We start from the raw sequence: 20,985 nt of genomic DNA, 5'->3' as shown, positions 1-20,985 counted from the left end.
CGCCCAAACTGGCTTGGCAAAAGGGGGAATAGATGACTGGTTTAAATAGAGCGAAAACAGCGCTGCTCATCGGAGTGACCGGATTTGCGATTGCTATGGCTGCGCCGGTAGCGGCACAAGAGCGCGAGTTTGCTGTATCGGCGCAGCCAGCCACAACCGCTATTCCTGAATTTGCGCGGCAGGCAGGGGTTCAGATCATCGCACCGGGCAGCCTATTGCGCGGAAAGATGACCAAACCTGTCGAAGGGCAAGCGGACATCCGTGACGCTCTTGAGCAATTGCTTGCTGGCACGGGGCTGCGAATTGTCGCCTTCGAAAATGGCGTGATTACGCTTGCTGCCATGCAAGGCGCAGTGGCCAGTTCATCCCCTGACGAGCCGCAAGTGCGCTTGGAAGCAGGCGATAGCATTGTTGCTGGAACCATCACTGATGCGGTAACCGGCAATCCCCTCAATGGTGCAATTGTACGTATTGAAGGCACAAACCGTGTCGCCACCACTGATAATCTTGGCCAGTATCGCTTTGTCGGCCTGCCGGCACGCGATTATACGATTGTTATCGAATATCTCGGTGCGCCGACAACAACGCAGCGCGTGACGCTTGGTGCCAACGAGACGCTCACCATTGCGACTCCTCTTCCGTTAGCATCAGACGAGATTCTCGTGCTTGGTATACGCAGTGCTCAACAAAGAGCCCTGAACCAGCAGCGTGCGGCTTCCAATAACAGTACGGTGGTTTCGGCGGATCTTCTTGGCGGTTTTCCGGCTGAGACAATTTCGGAAGCCTTGCGGCGGGTTCCGGGTGTGGGCTTCGGCCGGGATGATGAAACAGGTGAGGGATCGCGTATTACAGTGCGCGGCTTCAGTTCGGAGGCGATCAATGTCCAATTGAACGGCATCGAGCAGCAGGGCACCAGTTTTGGGCGGACGGTTGATCTTAGCGGCTTTCTTACAGAGAACCTCTCGGATGTAACGATCCATAAATCACTACTACCGAGCCATGAGGCGACAGGTTCAGGTGGTCTGGTGGAGATCGAGACCAAGTCGGCTTTGGATTACGGCGATTTTTCCCTCAATCTGAACGTAGAGGGCGAGCTGAGCCCGGAACGGGATTACGGGGATGAGTATCAAATCAACGGTACGATCGCGAAGAAGCTGACTCCTGACTTTGGCGTTGTCGCAACGCTGCAATATCGCAAGACTAACCGGACCAATGTTGATGTCGCCGTTACTGACATTATTCCGCCAATTCTGCCCGACGGTTTTACCTCGATATTTCGTGTACCAGCAAGTTTCGAATACCCCTTTGATCCGGATGCACCACAGCAGCTGGTCACTGGAAACAACTATGTCGAACGCGACCGCGAGGTGGAGACATATAGTGCATCACTTGGTTTTGCGTGGGATGTCGCCGACCACACACGTCTACGGTTAGACCTGCAGCGGAATGTAAACGACGCAGTCGGTGTTACGCGAAACACCTCTTTTGCTGCCAGTACGCCTGCTGTAAATATGCCCATCGCGGAGCTTGGTGGCGAAGTCCGCCGCCGTGAGACAATCTCCAACTTCCGCCCGAACTTCACTCTCGATACGCTCGACAACACGCTGACAACCGATACGATCAGTTTCCGCGGTGACACAAAGTTCGACCAGTGGGAGTTTGAATACCGGCTCGGCTATACGCGTGCCAAAGAGGAGGGCAACAACGCCCGGCTTAATCTGCAAGGTGCATTGAACGCTGATATCGTTGGTACAATTGATCCGGCGACGATTGTCACTGCTCCAGATACGAATGGGGTAGCGCGCGTAATCGACGGACTCTACGTTACTGGTCCTGGAGGCATTCCTGTTCCATCATTAAGTGCTGCGGGTGCGGCTGCGATCATCGATCCAGCCCAGTTTAACATTCTCATCGCTAGTCGAAATTTGATCGACAATAAGGCTGAGAGCTTCAATGCGGAATTCCAAGCTCGATATAAACCATCGGCCGATTTCATCGACTATATTGAGCTTGGCACGCTCTATCGTCCATCAACGCGTAATACGATCGATGACTCAACCAACCCACGTAACTCATCGATCGAAAGCTATGTGCGTCGTTTTGGTCAGGAAATTTCGCTCGCAGATCTAGATCCGTCATTGCTCGGTTCGCGCACTCTGGATATTATTGGCTTGCCCGGGCTTACTGTCGCGAATGTAGATCCGAGCGCGTTGCCAACAGCATTTGATGCGATCCGTGCCGCTGGCGAGGCGCGCTTCGTCGTCACTGATCGCCGAGATTTGGACCCAATTGCCGATGCCGCTGCGTTCCAGCCAACGGAAACAATCGAAGACAAGTTCGCAGCCTATCTTGAAACGCATTGGCGTTTCGGAAAGTTCGATCTGATTGCTGGTGTCCGATACGAGCATGAGAAGCGTGCTAACACTACAATCACAGCCCCTTCGATCCGCTTTGCGAATGGAACCGCCGGGGCCGAACCGCGCGAAACGTTCCTCAATGCCGGACTGGTAACGTTCGACGAAGTATCCGGTACGGTGGACAACTGGACGCCCAGCTTCCTTCTGAATTATCGTCCAACGGACAATATCGTTGCGCGATTGGGATACTTCCGCTCGACGGTTAACCCGGACCTTCGTTTGCTCAACCGGACGCAGCGGATCAGCGCCGACTTGCGACCGAACATTGCGCGCGTAACTGTCTTCCTACCCAATCCTGACCTAAGCCCGACGACAACCGACAATTTCGATCTCGATGTCGCATATTATTTTCCCGATAGCATCGGTTTAGTTCGCGCTGGGCTTTTCTACAAAAAGGTGAACAACAACTTCACGAATGTTCTGTTCGAGAATGGTGATGGCTCAGGGGTACAGGCACTCTACGAGGACTTCTTTTCGGATTTCACGACAACTCGACCTGACTTCTTTGCCTATCCAACTGGCACTGACTTTGTCTTGAACTTGCCGGTCAATGGCGACGGGGGTAAAATCTACGGTGCAGAATTCGAAATCATCCGACGATTGGATTTCCTCCCCGGCTTCCTCAGTGACTTCGGAATTCTGGCCAATGCCACTTACACCACGGCTGATTTCCCAACTTTGGTATCGGCGCGAAACGACGCCAACGAATTGATCCAGCTGTCACTCGATCGGCCTTTGCGGGATCAGTCCGAATGGGTTTACAACCTGTCGCTGGATTACAGCAAAAACGGCTTCGATGCGTTGGTGATTTACACCTCGCAATCTGCCAGCGCGACCGCGTTTGACGAGTTTAACCTTAACACGGTTATTCCGGCCTATGACACGCTGGATGCCCGGTTGTCCTATACGTTCGAGCGCGGGGGCAGTCGCTTCACGATCTATCTCGAAGGGGACAACTTACTTCAGGACGGGAAAGATCCCGATGTCCGGTCGACTACCAGCTCCCAGTTCGGGGATGGTACGGCGAATTTCAATTTCCCGCAGCGGTATCAGTTTAACGGTGGCCGGACGATCACTGCCGGCGTGCGCGCTCGGTTCTAAAATTCAACTTGGAGAATAGTGTGCGCATTTCCCGCGTCCTCGCCTGCTTTATCACGCCTGTGATCCTCGGATCAGGAGTTGCTGCCAGCACTCCGGATTCGGGACAAGACAGGCACGCTGATGCGCCTGTGCAAGCAGCGACTGACGCACCCGCCTTTGCGCACGAAGTTAGCGACATTCCCGTTGATCCGCGTGTCATTTACGGTGAGCTTGCCAATGGTGTGCGCTATGCGGTTATGCAAAATGACAAGCCCAGCGGCGGCGGTGGGCTCCGAATGCGCTTTGGAACGGGATCGCTGGAGGAAACGGACGCCCAGCAAGGCATCGCACACTTCCTTGAACACATGGCGTTCAATGGATCCCGTAATGTGCCTGAGGGGGAGATGGTTAAGCGGCTGGAGCGTTTTGGGCTGGCTTTCGGCGCTGACACCAATGCCAGTACCGGGTTTGATCGAACGGTCTACAAACTGAACATTCCTGACGTTCGCGAAGAAGTCCTGGACGAAGCATTCTTCCTGATGCGCGAAACCGCAGATGGCCTGTTGCTTGATGCGGATGCAATTGAACGCGAGCGCGGTGTCATCGCCTCGGAAAAGAGTGCTCGGGACTCGCTCTCCTTTCGTTCACTCATTGATCAAATGCGGTTTTTCACCGAGGGATCAGGCCTGATCGACAGATTGCCGATTGGGAAAGATGAAACAATCGTCTCGATGCCGCGCGAGGAATTCGTCCGCTTCTATCAGTCATATTACCACCCCGAGAATACCTTTATTGTTTTTGTCGGTGATCTTGATCCGGCAATCGCTGTCGCAAAAATTGAGCAGCATTTTGGCGATTGGACTGCGCAGACCGATCTTGTTCCGCCACGCCCGGTCACCCCCGCGGATACTGATGAAAGCAGGATTGGATATTACCACCATCCCGAATTGCTGACGTTTGTTAGGATGGGCACGATTTATCCGTATGTCGATGTACCGGATACGCTTGAGAAGCGGCGGCAGAACACTTTGCGAGCGCTCGGCATACGGATGCTCAATCGTCGCTTTATGCGTATCATTGATCAAGGCGGGGCTCCTTTTTTGTCAGTCAGTGCCGGCCGCAATACGATACAAAAAACGATGGACGGAATGGTCCTGATCATTCGCTCTGATCCTGCAAAGTGGGATGCCGCATTAGCTGCCGCCGATTTGGAAGTTCGACGCGCGCTTCAATATGGTTTCTCCCAAGCCGAACTTGACGAGCAGATTGCGATCGCACGCAAAGCCTCTGAAACAGCGGTAGAGTTGGCCAACTCGCGCAAGAGCTATCCAACTGGCGCACGAGAATACAATTACGCAGAGGCTATTGTCAGTGCCTTTGGCAGTGAACGTGTTTTCAATTCTCCGCAGACAAGCCTGGCCAATTTCGAAACAATTGTCGCAGACCTGACTATCGAGGAGGTCGAGCAAGCCTTCCGTGAGCGGTGGCGCGGATATGATGATCCGACAATCTATCTGTCCACTGGAGAGAAGCTGGAAGAACCTGAGGAAGAGATCGCCGCAGCGCTAGGCGCTTCCCGACTTGCCGCCGTATCTCCGCCCGAGAACGCCGCGCGAGCATCCTTCGCTTACACCGAATTTGGTGAACCGGGCGATGTGGTGAGCGAGACATATGTGGAAGATGCTGACGCCTATCTGGTGCGCTTCGCCAACAATGTCCGGCTAAACTTCAAGCAAACTGACTTTGATGCGGACACAATAGCTGTCCAGGTGCAGGTCGGGGATGGATTCTTCTCCATGCCGATCAAAAACGAAGGCTTCCGTCGTTTCGCACTCAATGTGATCGGTGGCAGCGGTGTGGAAGGTCACACTGCCGATGACCTCCAAAGCCTTTTCGCAGGCAAGCGTGTTTCGGCACGGGTTTTGACCCGGACTGACGCAGATTCGTTCAACATTATCGGCACAACCGACAGTGCCGATTTGGCCTCGCAGTTCAATCTGATGACGGCGCATGTTGTGGCACCCGGATTCCGCGAGGAAAACGCAAAACGGTTTCGTGAGGGAATAGGGGCCTGGTATCCCACGCATGATTCCAGTCCGCGCGGTATCATCAGTAAAGAAGTGCCGCGGCTGATCCGGTCGGGAGACACGCGTTATGGCTTTGGTGAACTTGAGACATTCATATCGCCAAAGATTGAGGATGTTCGTGCTTGGGTCGCACCGCAATTCAAAACCGGTTTTATCGAGATTACGGTAGTTGGTGACATAGACAAAGACACCGTGATCGTGGAGGTCGCGCGCACTTTTGGGGCTCTGCCAGAGCGGGCTGATAGCCAACCCGATTATGCGGAGGAACGCGCGCTGGTCTTCCCGGATGCGCCAGATGCGCCGGTTTATCTTACCCATGCGGGGAATGTGGAGCAGGCCGTGGTACGGCTATACTGGCCTGCAAAGAATGCTACGGATGTCATAACCTATTACCGACTGCGGGTACTGCGCAGCATCCTGCGCAACAGATTGACGGATGTGCTGCGTGAAGAGCTTGGCTCAACATACTCGCCGGGTGTTGGTGTTCAATCAAACCCGCAAACACCCGGTTATGGCTATGTATTTGCCAATGTCACGACTGATCCGGACCAGGTCGAAATGGTCGTACAAGCTACACGAGAAGTCGGCGAAAAGATCGCGAGTGATGGTGTGTCTGCGGACGAGTTGGATCGCGCAGTGCAGCCGTTGATTGAAGACTTGTCCAGTTCGCTCGAGAGCAATGGATATTGGATGAACGTACTCAACGATGCCCAGTCTGACGGATTTGGATTAGAGCGCTACCGTAAGCGTGAGGCGATTTATCGCAATGTGACCGTTAATGATCTTCAAGCGTTGGCGGACGACCTATTCGCCCCGAACCAAGCCTTTCCAGTGATCGTGCTCCCGAAAGAGAATGCTGGCGAATGAGTCCACTCTAGATATCTAGATCGAGTAGTTGCTCACTATAGCGGGAAACGCCATCAGATCGACCAGCCATCAAGATCGATGGAGAGTCCGCTTGCCACTCTAATATGATCCAGCATGGGGCTTGTCCGCGCCGCTTGCGCTTTTCATTCAAGCGCGTGCGTTGATGCTGGGCAGTTATATTTATCGGGTAAGTCAGGCGATCCGCTCGGGTGCAGCTGCTGATCCCACGTTTGCGCATTCAAAGGTGCCTACGGAACGAGTTGGGAGAATAGCCGGAAGCCCGACGCCGGTATCGTGACCGTGTCGCCAGACACGAACGTGACATTGCCGCTGCGAAACTCGGTATAATTTCCTGCAGGCAGGCCATCCGCGAAGGTCACTTCAACCGGCGCTGCGGTGAAGTTGAACAGGCCGAGAACTTTGTTCCCTTCCTCTTCGCGTACCCAGGCGAAGACGCTTTCTGAACTATCGGTTTCGACCTTGCGCATTCGCGCGCCCCACTGGCCATTTTCGAGCGCAGGGTTGGCTTTGCGGAAGGCGATCAGCTCTTCGATCAGTTGCCCATAGGCGCAGGCTTCATCATGACCCAGTTTGCTCCAATTGATCGCGTCTTTCTCGAAGAATTCGAGGCGTTTGTCGTTGCAGGCCTCCATCCCGTTATAGACGAGCGGAATGCCTTCACCGGTGAATGCGAGTGCGGTTGCGGCTTCGAGACCAGCAGCATAATTCTCTCGCAGAGTGCCTTCCCATGAATTGCTGTCGTGATTCTCGATATAGGTCATGCGCATCGCTTCGCGCGGCCACAGGCTCTCATTCTCGGCGTAGTAGCCATAGAACGCCGTCGGATTTGCGGCACCCTTGGCCACATCTTTCGAAGTGTGATGCCAGTCCCAAGCATAGGTTGCATCGAACGATGCGCGGTGGAACGCGGTTTCCTGTACTTCGCCGAGCATAAAGACCGGGCGGATCGCGCTCAGCCTGCCACGCATCGTTTCCCAGAAGTCGACCGGAACGTAGCCGGCGACGTCGGCGCGGTAGCCATCTACATCGAACTCGCGGACCCAATATTCCATCGCCTCACCGATATGCTGACGCACGCCTGGCTTGGTCCAGTCGAGATCGATAATATCAGACCAGTCCCACCACGGGGTCGGGCGAAAATCGCCATCCCAGGTTTTCTCGTACCAATCGGGATGCTCGTTCGCGAGCGGATGGTCCCAAGCCGTGTGGTTGGCGACGAGATCAAGAATGACTTTGAAGCCCTGATCATGCGCGGCATCGACAAATGCTTTAAACTCTTCCTTGGTTCCAAATTCAGGATTCACATTGAAATAGTCTTTGACCGAATAGGGTGAACCCAAAGTGCCCTTGCGATTGACTTCACCAATCGGGTGGATCGGCATCAACCAGAGGATATCGACGCCCAGTTCTTTTAAGCGCGGAAGTTCTTTCTGCACGGCGGCAAAGGTGCCTTCTTCGCTAAATTGACGCGTATTGACCTGATAGACCACCGCATCGCGCGACCAGTCGGGATTTTCCAGTTCAACGAAGCTTTTCGGCTCCCAGTCGTTCGAGTCCGTTGCCCCGTTACACCCGGCAAGCGCCAGCGCTGAGAAGGCGGCAATCAGGCGCTTCATGCCGCTTCTCCCGGAACCTGAACACGGAGCATTGCGACCGCAGCAAGCACCAGCGTTCCGGCGGCGAAGGCCATCGTCCAGATTGGTTCGCCCGGGAACAGCCACAGCATGATCGAGCCCATCACGGTCGCGACCAGCAATTGCGGCACTACGATGAAGACATTGAACAGGCCCATATATACGCCGAGCTTAGCTTGCGGCAGGCTCGATGCGAGGATCGCGTAAGGCATCGCTAGGATTGATGCCCAAGCAACACCGATGCCCACTTCAGAGACCAGCAGCATCTGCGGGTCACGAATAAAGAAGAAGCTCGCATAGCCTAGAGCCCCGCATAATAGCCCAAATATATGCGTTTTGGCCTTGCCGAACTTTTTCGCAAGGAATGGCAGCAACGTCAGCGCTGCGATTGCAGCAACACCATTATAGGTCGCGAACAGCCAGCCGACCCAGTTCGCGCCTTCATTGTAAGCGACGCTGGCAGTATTGGTGCTACCGTAGAAATATTGCGTTACTACCGGCGTGGTGTTGATCCACATGATGAATAGCGCCGACCAACTGAAGAACTGCACGAGAGCGAGCTTTTTCATGATGTCCGGCATCCCGGAGAAATCGCCGACGATTGAGGTCAGCATCCCCGAAGTGTTGCCGTTCTTGGCCATCGAGATCGCGATGCCGCTGAGCATACCGTAGGCGGCAAGTAGCGCGCCGAGCAGATAGACTTCTTTCTCCAGATCGAAGCCGGCAACAGCGAGAATGACCGCGACACCCGCAACAATCCAGATACCGCAATTCAGGTAGCTCTTGGAAGCAAGCGCGCGGATGGGCTGGTCGAGTTGGTCTCCATCCTGCGCTTCGCCAAATTCGGCCATTTCTTCGGGGCTGTATTCTTGCGTCGTAACCACGGTCAGCATCACGGCAATGAATAGCGCAGCGGCGCCGATCCAGAAGGCATAGCGCACGCTATCGGGAATGCCTCCATCGGCTGCAACGTTGGACACCCCCTGCATGGTGAGCAGCTCAGGAATGATCGATCCCATCACCGCACCCGCACCGATAAAGGCGGTTTGCACCGCATAGCCCGCAGTATGCTGGTCCTTGCGCAACATATCGCCAACGAATGCGCGAAATGGCTCCATCGAGATGTTGAGGCTCGCGTCGAGTACCCACAATAGGATTGCCGCCATCAGCAGCACTTCGGAAAGTGGCATCAGGAAAAGAGAGAGCGCCGCTAGCACCGCGCCCAACAGGAAGTACGGACGGCGACGGCCTAACTTGCCGAGCCATGTTTTGTCGGAAAGGTGACCGATGATAGGCTGCACTAACAGCCCGGTCAGGGGCGCGGCGACCCACAATGCTGGAAGGTCGTCAATCGCAGAACCAAGCGATTGGAATACGCGGCTCATATTTGCGTTCTGCAATGCAAAGCCGATCTGGATTCCGAAAAAGCCGAAGCTGATATTCCACAGGCCCCAAAAGCCCTGACGCGGTTTCTCGCGTGCCGTCACATCTCTCTCCCCAAGGGCATGGCCCTGTCAGGCGCTGGCGGGCTGATGCCGCCATTTGCGCGATTGGGCAGGGCTGGCAGCAAATCGGGTCACCGACAAGATTGCATACGAATGTGGTTGACCAGAAGTCCGGTGCGTTGAAGCTGAGCTTAGCTTCCTACACTACTCTCGCGCACGATTAGCTTTGCGGGAATTTCGCGGCCGCTGATCTCGTCGCCGTCGATGGCTTTGGATAACACATCGAGCAGCAGATCCCCTGCACCGCGAATGTCTTGGCTCATCGTGGTGAGTGGCGGATTAGCATGTCCCGCGGCGGGTATGTCATCAAAGCCAGCCATCGCGACGTCCTGTGGAACTTTGATACCGGCCTCGGACAATGCTTGCATCGCGCCGATTGCGATCAGGTCGCTTCCTGCAAAAATGGCGTCGAATGTCTGCCCGCTATCAATCAATCGCTTGGTTGCAGCATAACCATCGGCCTCACTGGTGAGCGCCTTCTTCAGCAGTTTAGGATCGGCTGATAGGCCGGCCTCGTCCATCGCTTCACATAGGCCGGAATAGCGGTCTGCGAACTCAGGATAGCTCTCATCTGCCTGACCGATAAAGGCAATCTGCTTTCGGCCAAGTCCAAGCAAATGCTCGCCGACTTGCCGTCCGGCCCCAACATTATCCGAACCCACAGTCGCGCCGATATTGTCTTCGCGAACCGAGCCCCAGCGGACGAAGTGTGTGCCTTGGCTCGCCAATTGCTGGAGCCTTTCCTCGTAGACGGTGTAGTCACCATAACCGAGCAGGATAAGCCCGTCCGCGCGGTGGCTATCCTGATACTGGGTGTGCCAATCATCCTCCATTTTCTGGAACGAGATCAGCAAATCCAAGCCGCGATTGGCCGATGCGCGAGTGATCGAGCCAAGCATGGTGAGGAAGAAGGGATTGATCGTGCTTTCATCAACGCCGGGTTCTTCGAAAAACAGCAGTGCAATAGTGTTGGATCGCTGCGACCGAAGCGACGATGCGTTCTTATCGACCGTGTAATTGAGGTCTCGGGCAATCGCCTCGATCTTCTCGCGCGTTGCTTTGCTGACCGCTTTGTCGCCTCGCAGCGCACGGCTAACCGTCGGCTGCGAAACGCCAGCCTCATAGGCTATATCGAATGATGTTGGTCGGTCAGATGGTTTGCGACCCATAAATGCTCTTTATGACGGCGCCTCTCCCAGCGCGGAATTACTATGCGGCATTTTTATGCATACCGCAATTCGTCGCAAATTGAGCGCGCCGAACGCACAAATTTACGGGCGTACAACGTGCAAAAACCACCCACCGGGCGTTGATGTAAATCAGCCACACATCGCTTTGTTGCGCTGCACAAACATACGTATGCCCCCTATTCGTGGCTGCGAAATCCGAGGAGAAACAAAATTGCAATGATCGGATTATGGCGGCGTTGATCGCCTTCCGATGAGTGATTTTGACCATACTGGGATGTGGTTCGAGTGGGAGAGAATACCGTGGTAAAACGCAATTATTTGACTGCCGGAATTAGTGGTTCGGCGATGGCGTTGGCACTCGCTGCAGGCCTCGCGCCGCAAGCTGCTTTTGCGCAGGATACTGATCCGGCCGAAGAGGAAGCGACTGAGGACGAAGGCGATGTGATCATCGTGAGCGGCTTCCGGGCATCGCTTGAGAGCGCGGTGAACGAAAAGCGCAACAGCGATCTGATTCTCGAATCGGTGACGGCGGAGGATATCGGCAAGCTGCCTGATGATTCGATCGGCGAATCGATTGCCCGTTTGCCTGGTGTTACCTCGCAGCGCCTCAATGGCCGTGCCAATGTGATCGCAATTCGCGGCCTTGGCCCGGACTTCTCGCAAACGCTGCTCAACGGCCGTGAGCAAACCTCGACCGGCGACAATCGTGCGGTCGAGTTTGACCAGTATCCATCGGAAATCGTCAATCAGGTCGTTGTCTACAAAACCCCTTCCGCAAATTTGGTTGGCCAAGGTCTCGTCGGCACAATTGACGTTCGTACGGTCCGCCCTCTTGAGGCCGGCAAGCGCATTCTCGCAATTGGTGCCAAGGGTTCCTACGCCGATATCGGTGCTCTGAACGCTGGCTCTAAAGAGTTCGGCTATCGCGCAAACGCAACCTATGTCGACCAATTCGCTGACGACACCATCGGCATCGCGCTCGCCGCGGCTTACACCGACGAACCATACCAGCTGCAGGAGTTTAACGCCTGGGGCTATGCTGGCGACGGTAGCGCAGGCGCGCCTTTCGTAATCGGTGGATCGAAGAGCTTTGTGACTTCGACCCAGCTAAAACGATTTGGTGTCAACGGCACATTCCAAGCCGAACTCAGCCCAACATTGATGCTGACGGCAGATGCGTTCTATTCGAACTTCAATGACGATTCGATCAAACGCGGCATTGAGTTGCCACTGGGTTTCCAAGCCTTTGGTACCACCTTCGATCCGACAACCGCGACGACGACTCCGACTGAATTTGGTGAGTTTGCTACGTCGGGTACCTTCGAGAATGTCGAAGGCGTAATCCGGAATGACATCTTCCAGCGTAAGGCCGACCTCTATTCGGGCGGTATCAACCTAGAATATGAAGGCGATGATGGCTGGAGCGCGTTTTTTGACTTCGGTTATTCGCGCACTGACCGCAACGAATTGAGCCTCGAGAGCTATTCGGGCACGGGCTACAATGTTGGCGTTGGCGCAACCGATACGATTGGCTTTACGTCCGGTACAACGGGTACGAGCTTCAACCCGACACTGGATTACAGCGATCCGAACCAAATCGTTCTGACCGATCCGCTGGGTTGGGGTGGCAGCCGCGTTCAGGCCGGTTACTTCAACGACCGGATCATCGAAGACGAGCTGTTCCAATATCGCCTTGGCGTGAAGCACGAAATGGACAGCTTTTTCTCTGCTGTCAGCTTCGGTCTAGCCTATACTGATCGCAGCAAAGCGCTGACCCCTGATGAGTTCTTCGTTCTGCCAGCAAATGGCGCGACCGAAGTAGCTATCCCAAGCCAGTTCCTGCTCCGCTCGACCGATCTCGGCTATCTCGGCCTTGGTCCGATCGTCAGCTATGACGCCCGCGATATTATCGATGCAGGCGTGTTGGTTCTCGACCGCAACCTATCGAACGATATTCCGGCGAAGGCTTTCAGCATCTCAGAAAAACTGATGACCGCCTATCTGCAGGCTGACATCGACAAAGAACTGGGTGCTGGTGTTCTGACCGGTAATGTCGGTGTTCAGGCGATCCACACTAATCAGAAGTCCTCCGGCATTGCCTTTGCTGGTGGTCAACAAGTTAACGTGACGCTGGGTGATGATTTTTGGGATGTTCTCCCAAGTCTGAACCTGTCGCTGCGCTTGGATAGCGACTGGGTGTTCCGTGTCGCGGCTTCGCGCCAGATCCAGCGCCCTCAGCTTGATGATCTTCGCTCGGCAATCGGATATGGCATCAACAACAATGTGGCTGAAAGCCCCACGGGTGTTGCGCCGTTCATCAGCGGTGGCGGCGGTAACCCGCTGCTGCGTCCGTACCGGGCCAACGCGATCGACTTCAACATCGAGAAGTATTTCGGAAACGGTGCCGGTGTGGTTGCACTGCAGCTCTTCTATAAAGATGTCGTCAGCTACATTGACGGTTCGCGGACAATCTTTGACTATGCCGGACTCCCGACACCCGCTGGTCAGACGCCGGCAACCACTATCGGTTTCCTCGATTCCGAAGTGAATACTGGTGGTGGTGATTTCTACGGTGCAGAACTGTCGATGACGCTTCCATTCGATATCTTCAGCGAGGCGCTGGAGGGCTTCGGCACGACAGGCGGTGTTGGTTACACCAAGACCAAGGTTGCCGATGCGAACGGCAATATCGACGTCATCCCCGGCTATTCGGAATGGGTCGCCAACGGTACGCTGTATTACGAGCGCGGCGGTTTCAACGCTCGCGGCAGCGTCCGCTATCGTTCTGAATTCCTCGCCGATTTCACCGGCTTTGGCGGTTCACCAACGCGCAGACTCGCCCGCGCAGAGACAATCGTAGACGCGCAAATCGGCTATGATTTTGACGGCGGTCCGCTCAATGGCCTGTCAGTCTATCTGCAAGGCCAAAACCTCACTAATGCGCCCTTCGTGTCGCAATTCAACGTGCCGGTGCGTGAGGCGGTAATCGACAATCAGGAATACGGACGCCGTTTCCTGGCTGGTTTCACCTTCAAGTTCTAACGAACTGAAGACGGAGCGGCGGCACCGCAGCGCGCAGACTGCTCGCCGCCGCTCCACCTTTTTGCCCGCAATATATGCAACCCGGTATAAAACGGGCAGAATTGTGGGAGCCTGAGACAGGGTGAGGAGAGGTTAGGACGTGACCGAAGAGCAAACCCAGCGGATCATCATTGTCGGCGGCGGAACTGCCGGCTGGATGGCTGCGGCTGCGCTTGCCCGGTTCACTGATCGGCAGATAACGCTGGTCGAGTCCGAAGCTATCGGCACGGTTGGTGTCGGCGAAGCGACTATTCCGCAAATACGCTTGTTCAATGCAGGGCTTGGCATCGACGAGGCCGAGTTCCTTCGCGAAACCAAAGGTAGCTTCAAGCTCGGGATCGAGTTTGCCGGTTGGGCCGGTGAAGGTCGCACATACATGCATGCGTTCGGCAATATTGGCCAAGGAGCGGGTGTATTGCCGTTTCATCATTACTGGCTGCGCGCGCAGGCAGAAGGAAAATCCAGAGAGCTGGACGCTTATTCGCTGAACGAACTCGCCGGTCGTGCACTCAAGATGCAAATGTGGCGTCCCAAGCCGGGCGAAGCCACACCAGATATGCCATGGGCATATCATTTCGATGCTAGTCTCTATGCTGCGTATCTGCGCCGATATTCCGAAACACGAGGAGTCACGCGTGTAGAGGGATTGGTTAGCGATGTAGAGCAGAGCGAGGCGGGCATAGCATCGATAACACTCGAAAACGGCGACACTATCGAAGGCGACTTCTTCGTGGATTGCACCGGCTTTCGTGGCTTGCTGATTGACGGGGCTTTGCAGTCTGAATTTGAGGATTGGACACATTGGCTGCCATGCGATTGTGCGGTTGCTGTGCCATGTGCGACCAAAGGCGATTTCACGTCCTACACCAAAGCCACCGCACGTAAGGCGGGTTGGCAGTGGCGCATTCCGTTGCAGCACCGGATTGGTAATGGCCATGTCTATTGCAGCGAGTTCATTTCCGACGATGAAGCGCTGGATACGCTGCTTCAGAACATTGATGCGGAGCCGCAGGCCGAGCCGAACCAAATACGTTTCAAAACCGGAATGCGGAAACAGCAATGGGTCGGCAATTGTCTGGCATTAGGTTTGTCGGCCGGATTTATGGAGCCGCTGGAATCGACCAGCATCCATCTGATTCAATCGTCGCTCGCGCGCTTCTTGCAAATGCTGCCGGGCGAACAGCCAAATCCAGCGATAGTCGCCGAATTTAACCGGCAGGCTGAGTTTGAGTGGACGCGCATTCGCGATTTTCTGATCCTTCACTACGCCGCCAATGGGCGAGAAGGTGAACCCTTTTGGGATCGTTGTCGCGCAATGGAATTGCCCGAGACTTTGACGGCAAAGATCGACCAGTTCCGGGCGACCGGCTTCATCCACCGCGAGCATGAAGAACTGTTTACCGAACAAGGCTGGCTGCAAGTCCTCATCGGTCAGGACGTCATGCCCGAAAGCTGGAACCCGATTGCCAACACAATGCCCGAGGCTGACCTTTCCGCGATGATGATGCGGATCGAAGAGCGCAATGCGCAAATCGTCCAATCAATGCCTGGTCATGTCGAATTTCTGCGTGCCTATTGCATGCCCCAAAACAGCAGGAAGAGCGCCTGATGAAACTCAAATCTATAGGTTTAGCTGCCGCACTGGCGATGACTCTTGCAGGGTGCGAGCAAATCGCTCCCGGTGCTGAGGCGCAGGAATTCCTCGATCGTCCGCCCGAGGATGAAGTCGTCTATTTCGTCCTACCAGACCGTTTCGCCAATGGTGACGAAGCCAACGATCTTGGTGGTTATGCGGATGACCGTTTGGTTAGCGGCTATGACCCGACGCATAAGGGTTTCTATCACGGCGGCGATCTCGCGGGCCTGACAACAAAGCTCGACTACCTGGAGGGTATGGGCATCACTGCGATCTGGTTTGCGCCGATCTTCAAGAACAAGCCCGTGCAGGGTCCGTCAGGTGATGAGAGCGCCGGGTATCACGGATATTGGGTCACCGATTTCACCAGCATCGATCCGCATTTCGGCACCAACGAAGAATTCAAAGCCTTCGTCGATGCGGCGCATGGCCGCGGGATGAAAGTCTATATGGACATCATCACCAACCACACCGCCGATGTTATTCGCTACGCCGAGGGCGATGAGACGGGATACAAATATCGCAGCGTGGCCGACTTCCCCTATTCGCGGAAACTCGGCCCCGATGGCGCGGCGATCAATGAAGGCTTTCTGGGCGATGAAGTTCAAACTGAAGACAACTTCGCCAAACTGACCGATCCTGGATACGCCTATACGCCGGTTGTTCCAGAGGCAGAGAGAGACGTCAAAGTTCCCGCTTGGCTCAACGATCCGCAATTCTATCACAATCGCGGCGATACCACCTTCAGCGGTGAAAGCAGTCGCTATGGCGATTTTGTGGGCTTGGACGATTTGTTCACTGCACACCCGCGTGTTCTGTCGGGTATGACCGAGATCTACGGCAATTGGATCAAGGATTTCGGGATTGACGGCTTCCGCATTGACACTGCGCGCCACGTCAATCCGGAGTTCTGGCAGAGTTTCGTGCCGGCAATGCTCGAAATCGCAGACGCCGAGGGCATCCCCAATTTTCACATCTTCGGGGAAGTTTACAAAGACTCGGCCGACAATGGCTACATCGCCCAATATACCCGCCGTGATGGCTTCCCGGCTGTGCTCGACTTCGCCTTCCAATACGCCGTCACGCAGGCCGTAAGCGGCGAGCAATCGCCTGAGGTCCTGACGCATATGTTCGACGGTGATGTGCTGTATGAAGGCGGCGAGGAAGCTGCGCGTACTATGCCGACCTTCCTCGGCAACCACGATATGGGCCGCTTTTCGACATTGCTGAAAGCCAAATTGCCCGAGATCTCGCAAGAAGAGCTGCTGGCCCGCGTAAAACTTGGCCATGCGATGCTGATGACGCTTCGCGGCAGTCCGGTGATCTACTACGGCGATGAGCAGGGCTTTGTTGGCGACGGTAATGATCAGGCAGCGCGCGAGGACATGTTCCCCAGCCTGACCGACAATTACAACGACAACAATCTGATCGGCAGCGATGCGACCACGGCGACGGACAATTTCGATACTGCCCATCCGCTCTATGCGATGATTAGGGATTTTGCGGCTGTGCGTAAGGCGCATCCGGCTCTCGCTCGCGGTAAGCAAATTGTCCGCAGCTATGATCTGGAACCCGGATTGTTTTCGGTCTCTCGCTTCGACGCTGATAGCGGCACCGAATATCTGATTGCGTTCAATACCAGCGATAAGCCGCTCAACGCACGGAGCAGGATCGGCTATGGCGCACGCGCTCTGGAAACGCTTGTCGGCCAGTGCTCTGCTAGCATCACGACACCCGGTAGCGTCGCCTTTGAACTGCCAGCCTTCGGTTTTGCCGTCTGCCGCGTCAGCGAGACCGCCGAGTGAACGAAATGTCGCGCCTCGATCAAACCAACGACAAGTCCATCGCGGCACTGCCGTGGTGGCGTGGTGCGTCGATCTATCAGATCTATCCGCGTAGTTTCATGGACTCGAATGGCGATGGAATCGGTGACCTTCCGGGCATTACGCAAAAGCTCGATCATGTTGCATCGCTCGGTGTCGATGCAATTTGGGTATCGCCGTTCTTCACGTCCCCGATGAAGGATTTTGGCTATGATGTGGCCGATTATTGCGGTGTCGATCCGATCTTCGGCACGTTGGAAGATTTTGATGCTCTGATTGAACGCGCCCACGCGCTCGATCTGAAGGTTCTGATCGATCAGGTCTATTCGCATACATCGGACGAGCATCCGTGGTTCACCGAAAGCCGATCAAGCAAGCATAATGATAAAGCCGACTGGTACGTCTGGGCCGATGCCAAGCCGGACGGCAGCCCGCCGACCAATTGGCAGTCTGTGTTTGGCGGTCCGTCATGGACGTGGGATGCAAGGCGCGGGCAGTATTATCTGCATAACTTCCTGAGCAGCCAGCCACAGATCAACGGCCACAATCCGGATGTGCAAAATGCATTGCTGGATGTTGCGCGTTTCTGGCTGGATCGCGGAGTCGACGGGTTCCGGATTGATGCACTCAATTTCATGATGCATGATCCGCAGTTGCGCGATAACCCTCCCGCACCTGCGACAAACAAACAGAAAACGCGGCCGTTCGATTTTCAGCTGCGCATTCACAATCAATCGCATCCGGATATTCCAGATTTCATTGCGCGCATCCGCGACGTGACCGATCAATATGATGCGATCTTCACTGTTGCTGAAGTTGGCGGTGATGAGGCCGAGGCGGAGATGAAAGCATTTACCGCGGATGGAACGCATTTGAACTCTGCCTATGGATTTAACTTTCTCTATGCCGATGCGCTGACGCCGGGATTGATCTGTGCGGCGCAGGCCGAATGGCCCGATCAAGCCGATATTGGTTGGCCGAGCTGGGCATTTGAGAACCACGATGCACCGCGCGCGCTATCCCGCTGGTGCGCACCGGGACACCGCGCTGCGTTCGCGCGGATGAAGATGCTGTTGCTTGCCAGCCTTCGCGGCAATGCGATCCTCTATTACGGCGAGGAATTGGGTCTGACTCAGGTCGATATTCCGTTTGACCAGCTTCACGACCCAGAGGCGATTGCCAATTGGCCGCTGACGCTGTCGCGCGATGGGGCCCGCACACCGATGCCATGGTCGGCAGATGCAAACCATGGCGGTTTTACTGAAGGCGAGCCGTGGCTGCCGGTAGGCGCGCTCAATCAAAGCGCTGCTGTCGATCAGCAGGAGAGCGATCAGACTTCGCTATTGAATTACACGCGCGCGGTGCTGGCTCTGCGTAATGCCACTCCGGCGCTTCGGCACGGAAGCGTGCAGCGCTGCAAGCATGAAGGCGATCTGCTGGAAATGACACGCGAAGCTGGCGGTCAAAAGGTCAGATGCCTGTTCAATATGGGACCGCATGAGGTCGAGGCGGACCCCGATGACAGCCGCGCGATCCTGTTCGCAACGGACGGTTCATCACCATCGAAACTTGGGCCTTACGGGGCTGTGCTTATTGAGGAAACTCCATGCGCCTGATCGGATTATTCGCAGCGATTGCCGCGCTTTTCGCTCCTCTAAGTGTTGCCGCAGAAACGGTTCGGTCGCCGGATGGGCGTATCACAGTCACGCTGGATGCGGACGGGGAGGGCGTCCCGTTTTACAGCGTTGAGCGCGATGGAAAGCCGCTGATCGCCAAGTCAAACCTCGGGTTCAATTTCACCAATGACGATCCGATGCGTCGCAATTTTGAAGTTGCGGCGCAAAAGACCGCTTCGGTCGATACGACATGGGAACAGCCGTGGGGCGAACGCCGTTTCGTCACTGACAAGCACAATGAGCTGGCCCTCACCTTTGCCGAAAAGGACGATACGCCGCGCCAAATCACAGTTCGCCTGCGCGTATTCGATGATGGCATCGGCTTTCGTTATGAATTTCCCGAGCAGGATCATTTTTCCACCGCGCGGATCGCCGAGGAGCTGACCGAGTTTAACATTGCTCAGGACGGCACCGCGTGGTGGATTCAAGCGGGCGACTGGAACCGCTACGAGTATCTCTACACCGAAACACCCGTCAGCTCGGTATCGACCGCGCACACGCCGATCACGTTTCGCTTTGAAGACGGCATACATATGTCGCTGCATGAGGCGGCATTGGTCGATTATTCGGGGATGTGGCTGCGGCGGATGCAGGGCACGAACTTCCGCGCGCAACTCGCGCCAAGCCCGCGCGGGCCAAAAGTCGTGCGCAACGCACCTTTCCACACGCCATGGCGATCGATCCGTATCTCGGATGGCCCTGCCGGACTGTATGAGAGCGATCTGGAACTGAACCTCAACGAACCCAATAAGCTGGGCGATGTCAGCTGGTTCACGCCGCACAAATATATCGGCATCTGGTGGGAAATGCACCTTGACGAGAGCAGTTGGGCGAGCGGCGAGAAGCATGGAGCGACAACCGAAAACGCGATCAAACATATCGACTTCGCTGCCGAACATGGCTTCCGCGGGGTTCTGATCGAAGGTTGGAATCTTGGCTGGGATGGAGCTTGGTTCGGCAACGGCCGCGAGTTCAGCTTCACCGAAGCCTATCCCGATTTCGATATCGAGAAAGTTGCGGCTTACGCTAAATCAAAAGGCGTGCGGATCATCGGTCACCATGAAACCGGCGGCAATATCGATGTCTATGAGCGGCAATTAGAAGACGCGATGGCGTTCTATGAACGGCTAGGGATCGATGCAGTAAAGTCCGGCTACGTCGCTGACGCTGGTGGGATTATTGCTCCTGACGGAAAAGGCGGAGAGACGTTCGTTTGGCATGACGGGCAAGAAATGGCGCGCCACCATTTGAAAGTCGTGAAAGAGGCAGCGGCACATAAAATCGCGATGAACCCGCACGAGCCGATCAAGGCAACGGGCCTACGCCGGACCTATCCAAACTGGGTCAGCCGTGAGGGCGCTCGCGGTGCGGAATATGATGCGTGGGCGGTGCCCAAGAACCAGCCCGATCACGTCCCGACAATGATTTGGACGCGGATGCTCTCAGGTCCGATGGATTACACCTCCGGCGTGTTCAGCCTCAAAGGGCGTGGCGCAACCGAGCCGGATATTCCGAGTACTTTGGCACGGCAGCTGGCGTTCTATGTGGTGATCTATTCGCCGATCCAGATGGTTGCCGATCTGCCTGAAAACTTGGTCAAATACCCGCGTGCATTGGACTTCACCAAACGCGTACCAGCGGACTGGTCAGAGACGAAATTGCTGCAGGGTGCCGTCGGTGAATATGCCGTTATTGCACGGCAAGATCGCGAATCCGATGCTTGGTATGTTGGCGGAGTGACCGACGAGAATGCTCGCGAAGTGACGATCGATCTCGATTTTCTCTACGACGATACTGAATATGTCGCTCGTATGTGGATCGACGGTGAGGGCGCAGATGGCCTTGGCAAAGATCGGCATGCGATGGACGTCGTCGAGCGCACAGTGCGCAAAGGCGATAGCCTGACCGTCGAAATGGCGCGAGCGAGCGGCTTCGCCATCGAGTTGGTCTTTTCGGGGGAGTAGCCAA

Annotated in this window: 10 protein-coding genes; 7 read left to right on the top strand and 3 right to left on the bottom strand. The window is 55.5% G+C overall.

Going from position 1 to position 20,985, the window contains the following annotated elements; genetic code table 11:
* The first annotated feature begins 32 nt into the window (after window positions 1-32).
* The gene (locus tag J9777_RS08245; protein WP_209348235.1) at window positions 33-3,518 is read left to right on the top strand and encodes a TonB-dependent receptor; all 3,486 of its coding nucleotides are present in this window, start codon (window positions 33-35) and stop codon (window positions 3,516-3,518) included.
* Window positions 3,519-3,538: 20 nt separating this feature from the next.
* A complete protein-coding gene (locus tag J9777_RS08240; protein WP_209348234.1) occupies window positions 3,539-6,451 on the top strand; it encodes a M16 family metallopeptidase in 2,913 nt (970 codons plus the stop codon).
* Between the two features lie 248 nt (window positions 6,452-6,699).
* Here the strand turns inward: J9777_RS08240 and J9777_RS08235 are convergent, their stop codons facing one another.
* From J9777_RS08235 to J9777_RS08225, 3 genes are all read right to left on the bottom strand, one after another.
* Window positions 6,700-8,088, bottom strand: coding sequence for an alpha-amylase family glycosyl hydrolase (locus tag J9777_RS08235; protein ID WP_209348233.1), 1,389 nt, complete (start codon window positions 8,086-8,088; stop codon window positions 6,700-6,702).
* The gene (locus J9777_RS08230; protein WP_209348232.1) at window positions 8,085-9,593 is read right to left on the bottom strand and encodes an MFS transporter; all 1,509 of its coding nucleotides are present in this window, start codon (window positions 9,591-9,593) and stop codon (window positions 8,085-8,087) included. Before J9777_RS08230 ends, J9777_RS08235 begins: the two co-directional genes overlap by 4 nt.
* A gap of 149 nt (window positions 9,594-9,742) precedes the next feature.
* On the bottom strand, window positions 9,743-10,780 hold the full coding sequence (locus J9777_RS08225) for a LacI family DNA-binding transcriptional regulator (RefSeq protein ID WP_209348231.1): 1,038 nt from the start codon (window positions 10,778-10,780) through the stop codon (window positions 9,743-9,745).
* Window positions 10,781-11,146: 366 nt separating this feature from the next.
* Here J9777_RS08225 and J9777_RS08220 point away from each other — a divergent pair, with 366 nt between their 5' ends.
* From J9777_RS08220 to J9777_RS08200, 5 genes are all read left to right on the top strand, one after another.
* Window positions 11,147-13,843 (top strand): TonB-dependent receptor, encoded by a 2,697-nt coding sequence (locus tag J9777_RS08220; RefSeq protein WP_209348658.1) that lies wholly within the window; start codon window positions 11,147-11,149, stop codon window positions 13,841-13,843.
* 139 nt (window positions 13,844-13,982) lie between these two features.
* Window positions 13,983-15,491: a tryptophan halogenase family protein gene (locus J9777_RS08215; RefSeq protein ID WP_209348230.1), complete on the top strand. Its 1,509-nt coding sequence runs from the start codon at window positions 13,983-13,985 to the stop codon at window positions 15,489-15,491.
* Between the two features lie 38 nt (window positions 15,492-15,529).
* Window positions 15,530-17,323: an alpha-amylase family glycosyl hydrolase gene (locus J9777_RS08210; RefSeq protein ID WP_245228676.1), complete on the top strand. Its 1,794-nt coding sequence runs from the start codon at window positions 15,530-15,532 to the stop codon at window positions 17,321-17,323.
* A 5-nt stretch (window positions 17,324-17,328) separates the two neighbouring features.
* Window positions 17,329-18,957 carry an alpha-amylase family glycosyl hydrolase gene (locus J9777_RS08205; protein ID WP_209348657.1) on the top strand — a complete coding sequence of 543 codons (1,629 nt, stop codon included), beginning with the start codon at window positions 17,329-17,331 and terminating at the stop codon, window positions 18,955-18,957.
* Window positions 18,948-20,981, top strand: coding sequence for a glycoside hydrolase family 97 protein (locus tag J9777_RS08200; RefSeq protein ID WP_209348228.1), 2,034 nt, complete (start codon window positions 18,948-18,950; stop codon window positions 20,979-20,981). Before J9777_RS08205 ends, J9777_RS08200 begins: the two co-directional genes overlap by 10 nt.
* Window positions 20,982-20,985: the final 4 nt, after the last annotated feature.

Source organism: Pontixanthobacter sp. CEM42 (assembly GCF_017812015.1).
Taxonomy (GTDB): Bacteria; Pseudomonadota; Alphaproteobacteria; order Sphingomonadales; family Sphingomonadaceae; genus Pontixanthobacter.
The sequence above is the reverse complement of the archived record's forward strand: the minus strand, read 5'-3'. Positions and strand labels throughout refer to the sequence as shown.

Bases quoted from the DNA above. Each gene is read 5' to 3' on its own strand.
- J9777_RS08235 (WP_209348233.1), bottom strand. From the start codon at position 8,088: ATGAAGCGCCTGATTGCCGCCTTCTCAGCGCTGGCGCTTGCCGGGTGT.
- J9777_RS08205 (WP_209348657.1), top strand. From the start codon at position 17,329: ATGTCGCGCCTCGATCAAACCAACGACAAGTCCATCGCGGCACTGCCG.
- J9777_RS08220 (WP_209348658.1), top strand. From the start codon at position 11,147: ATGGCGTTGGCACTCGCTGCAGGCCTCGCGCCGCAAGCTGCTTTTGCG.
- J9777_RS08200 (WP_209348228.1), top strand. From the start codon at position 18,948: ATGCGCCTGATCGGATTATTCGCAGCGATTGCCGCGCTTTTCGCTCCT.
- J9777_RS08210 (WP_245228676.1), top strand. From the start codon at position 15,530: ATGACTCTTGCAGGGTGCGAGCAAATCGCTCCCGGTGCTGAGGCGCAG.
- J9777_RS08225 (WP_209348231.1), bottom strand. From the start codon at position 10,780: ATGGGTCGCAAACCATCTGACCGACCAACATCATTCGATATAGCCTAT.
- J9777_RS08245 (WP_209348235.1), top strand. From the start codon at position 33: ATGACTGGTTTAAATAGAGCGAAAACAGCGCTGCTCATCGGAGTGACC.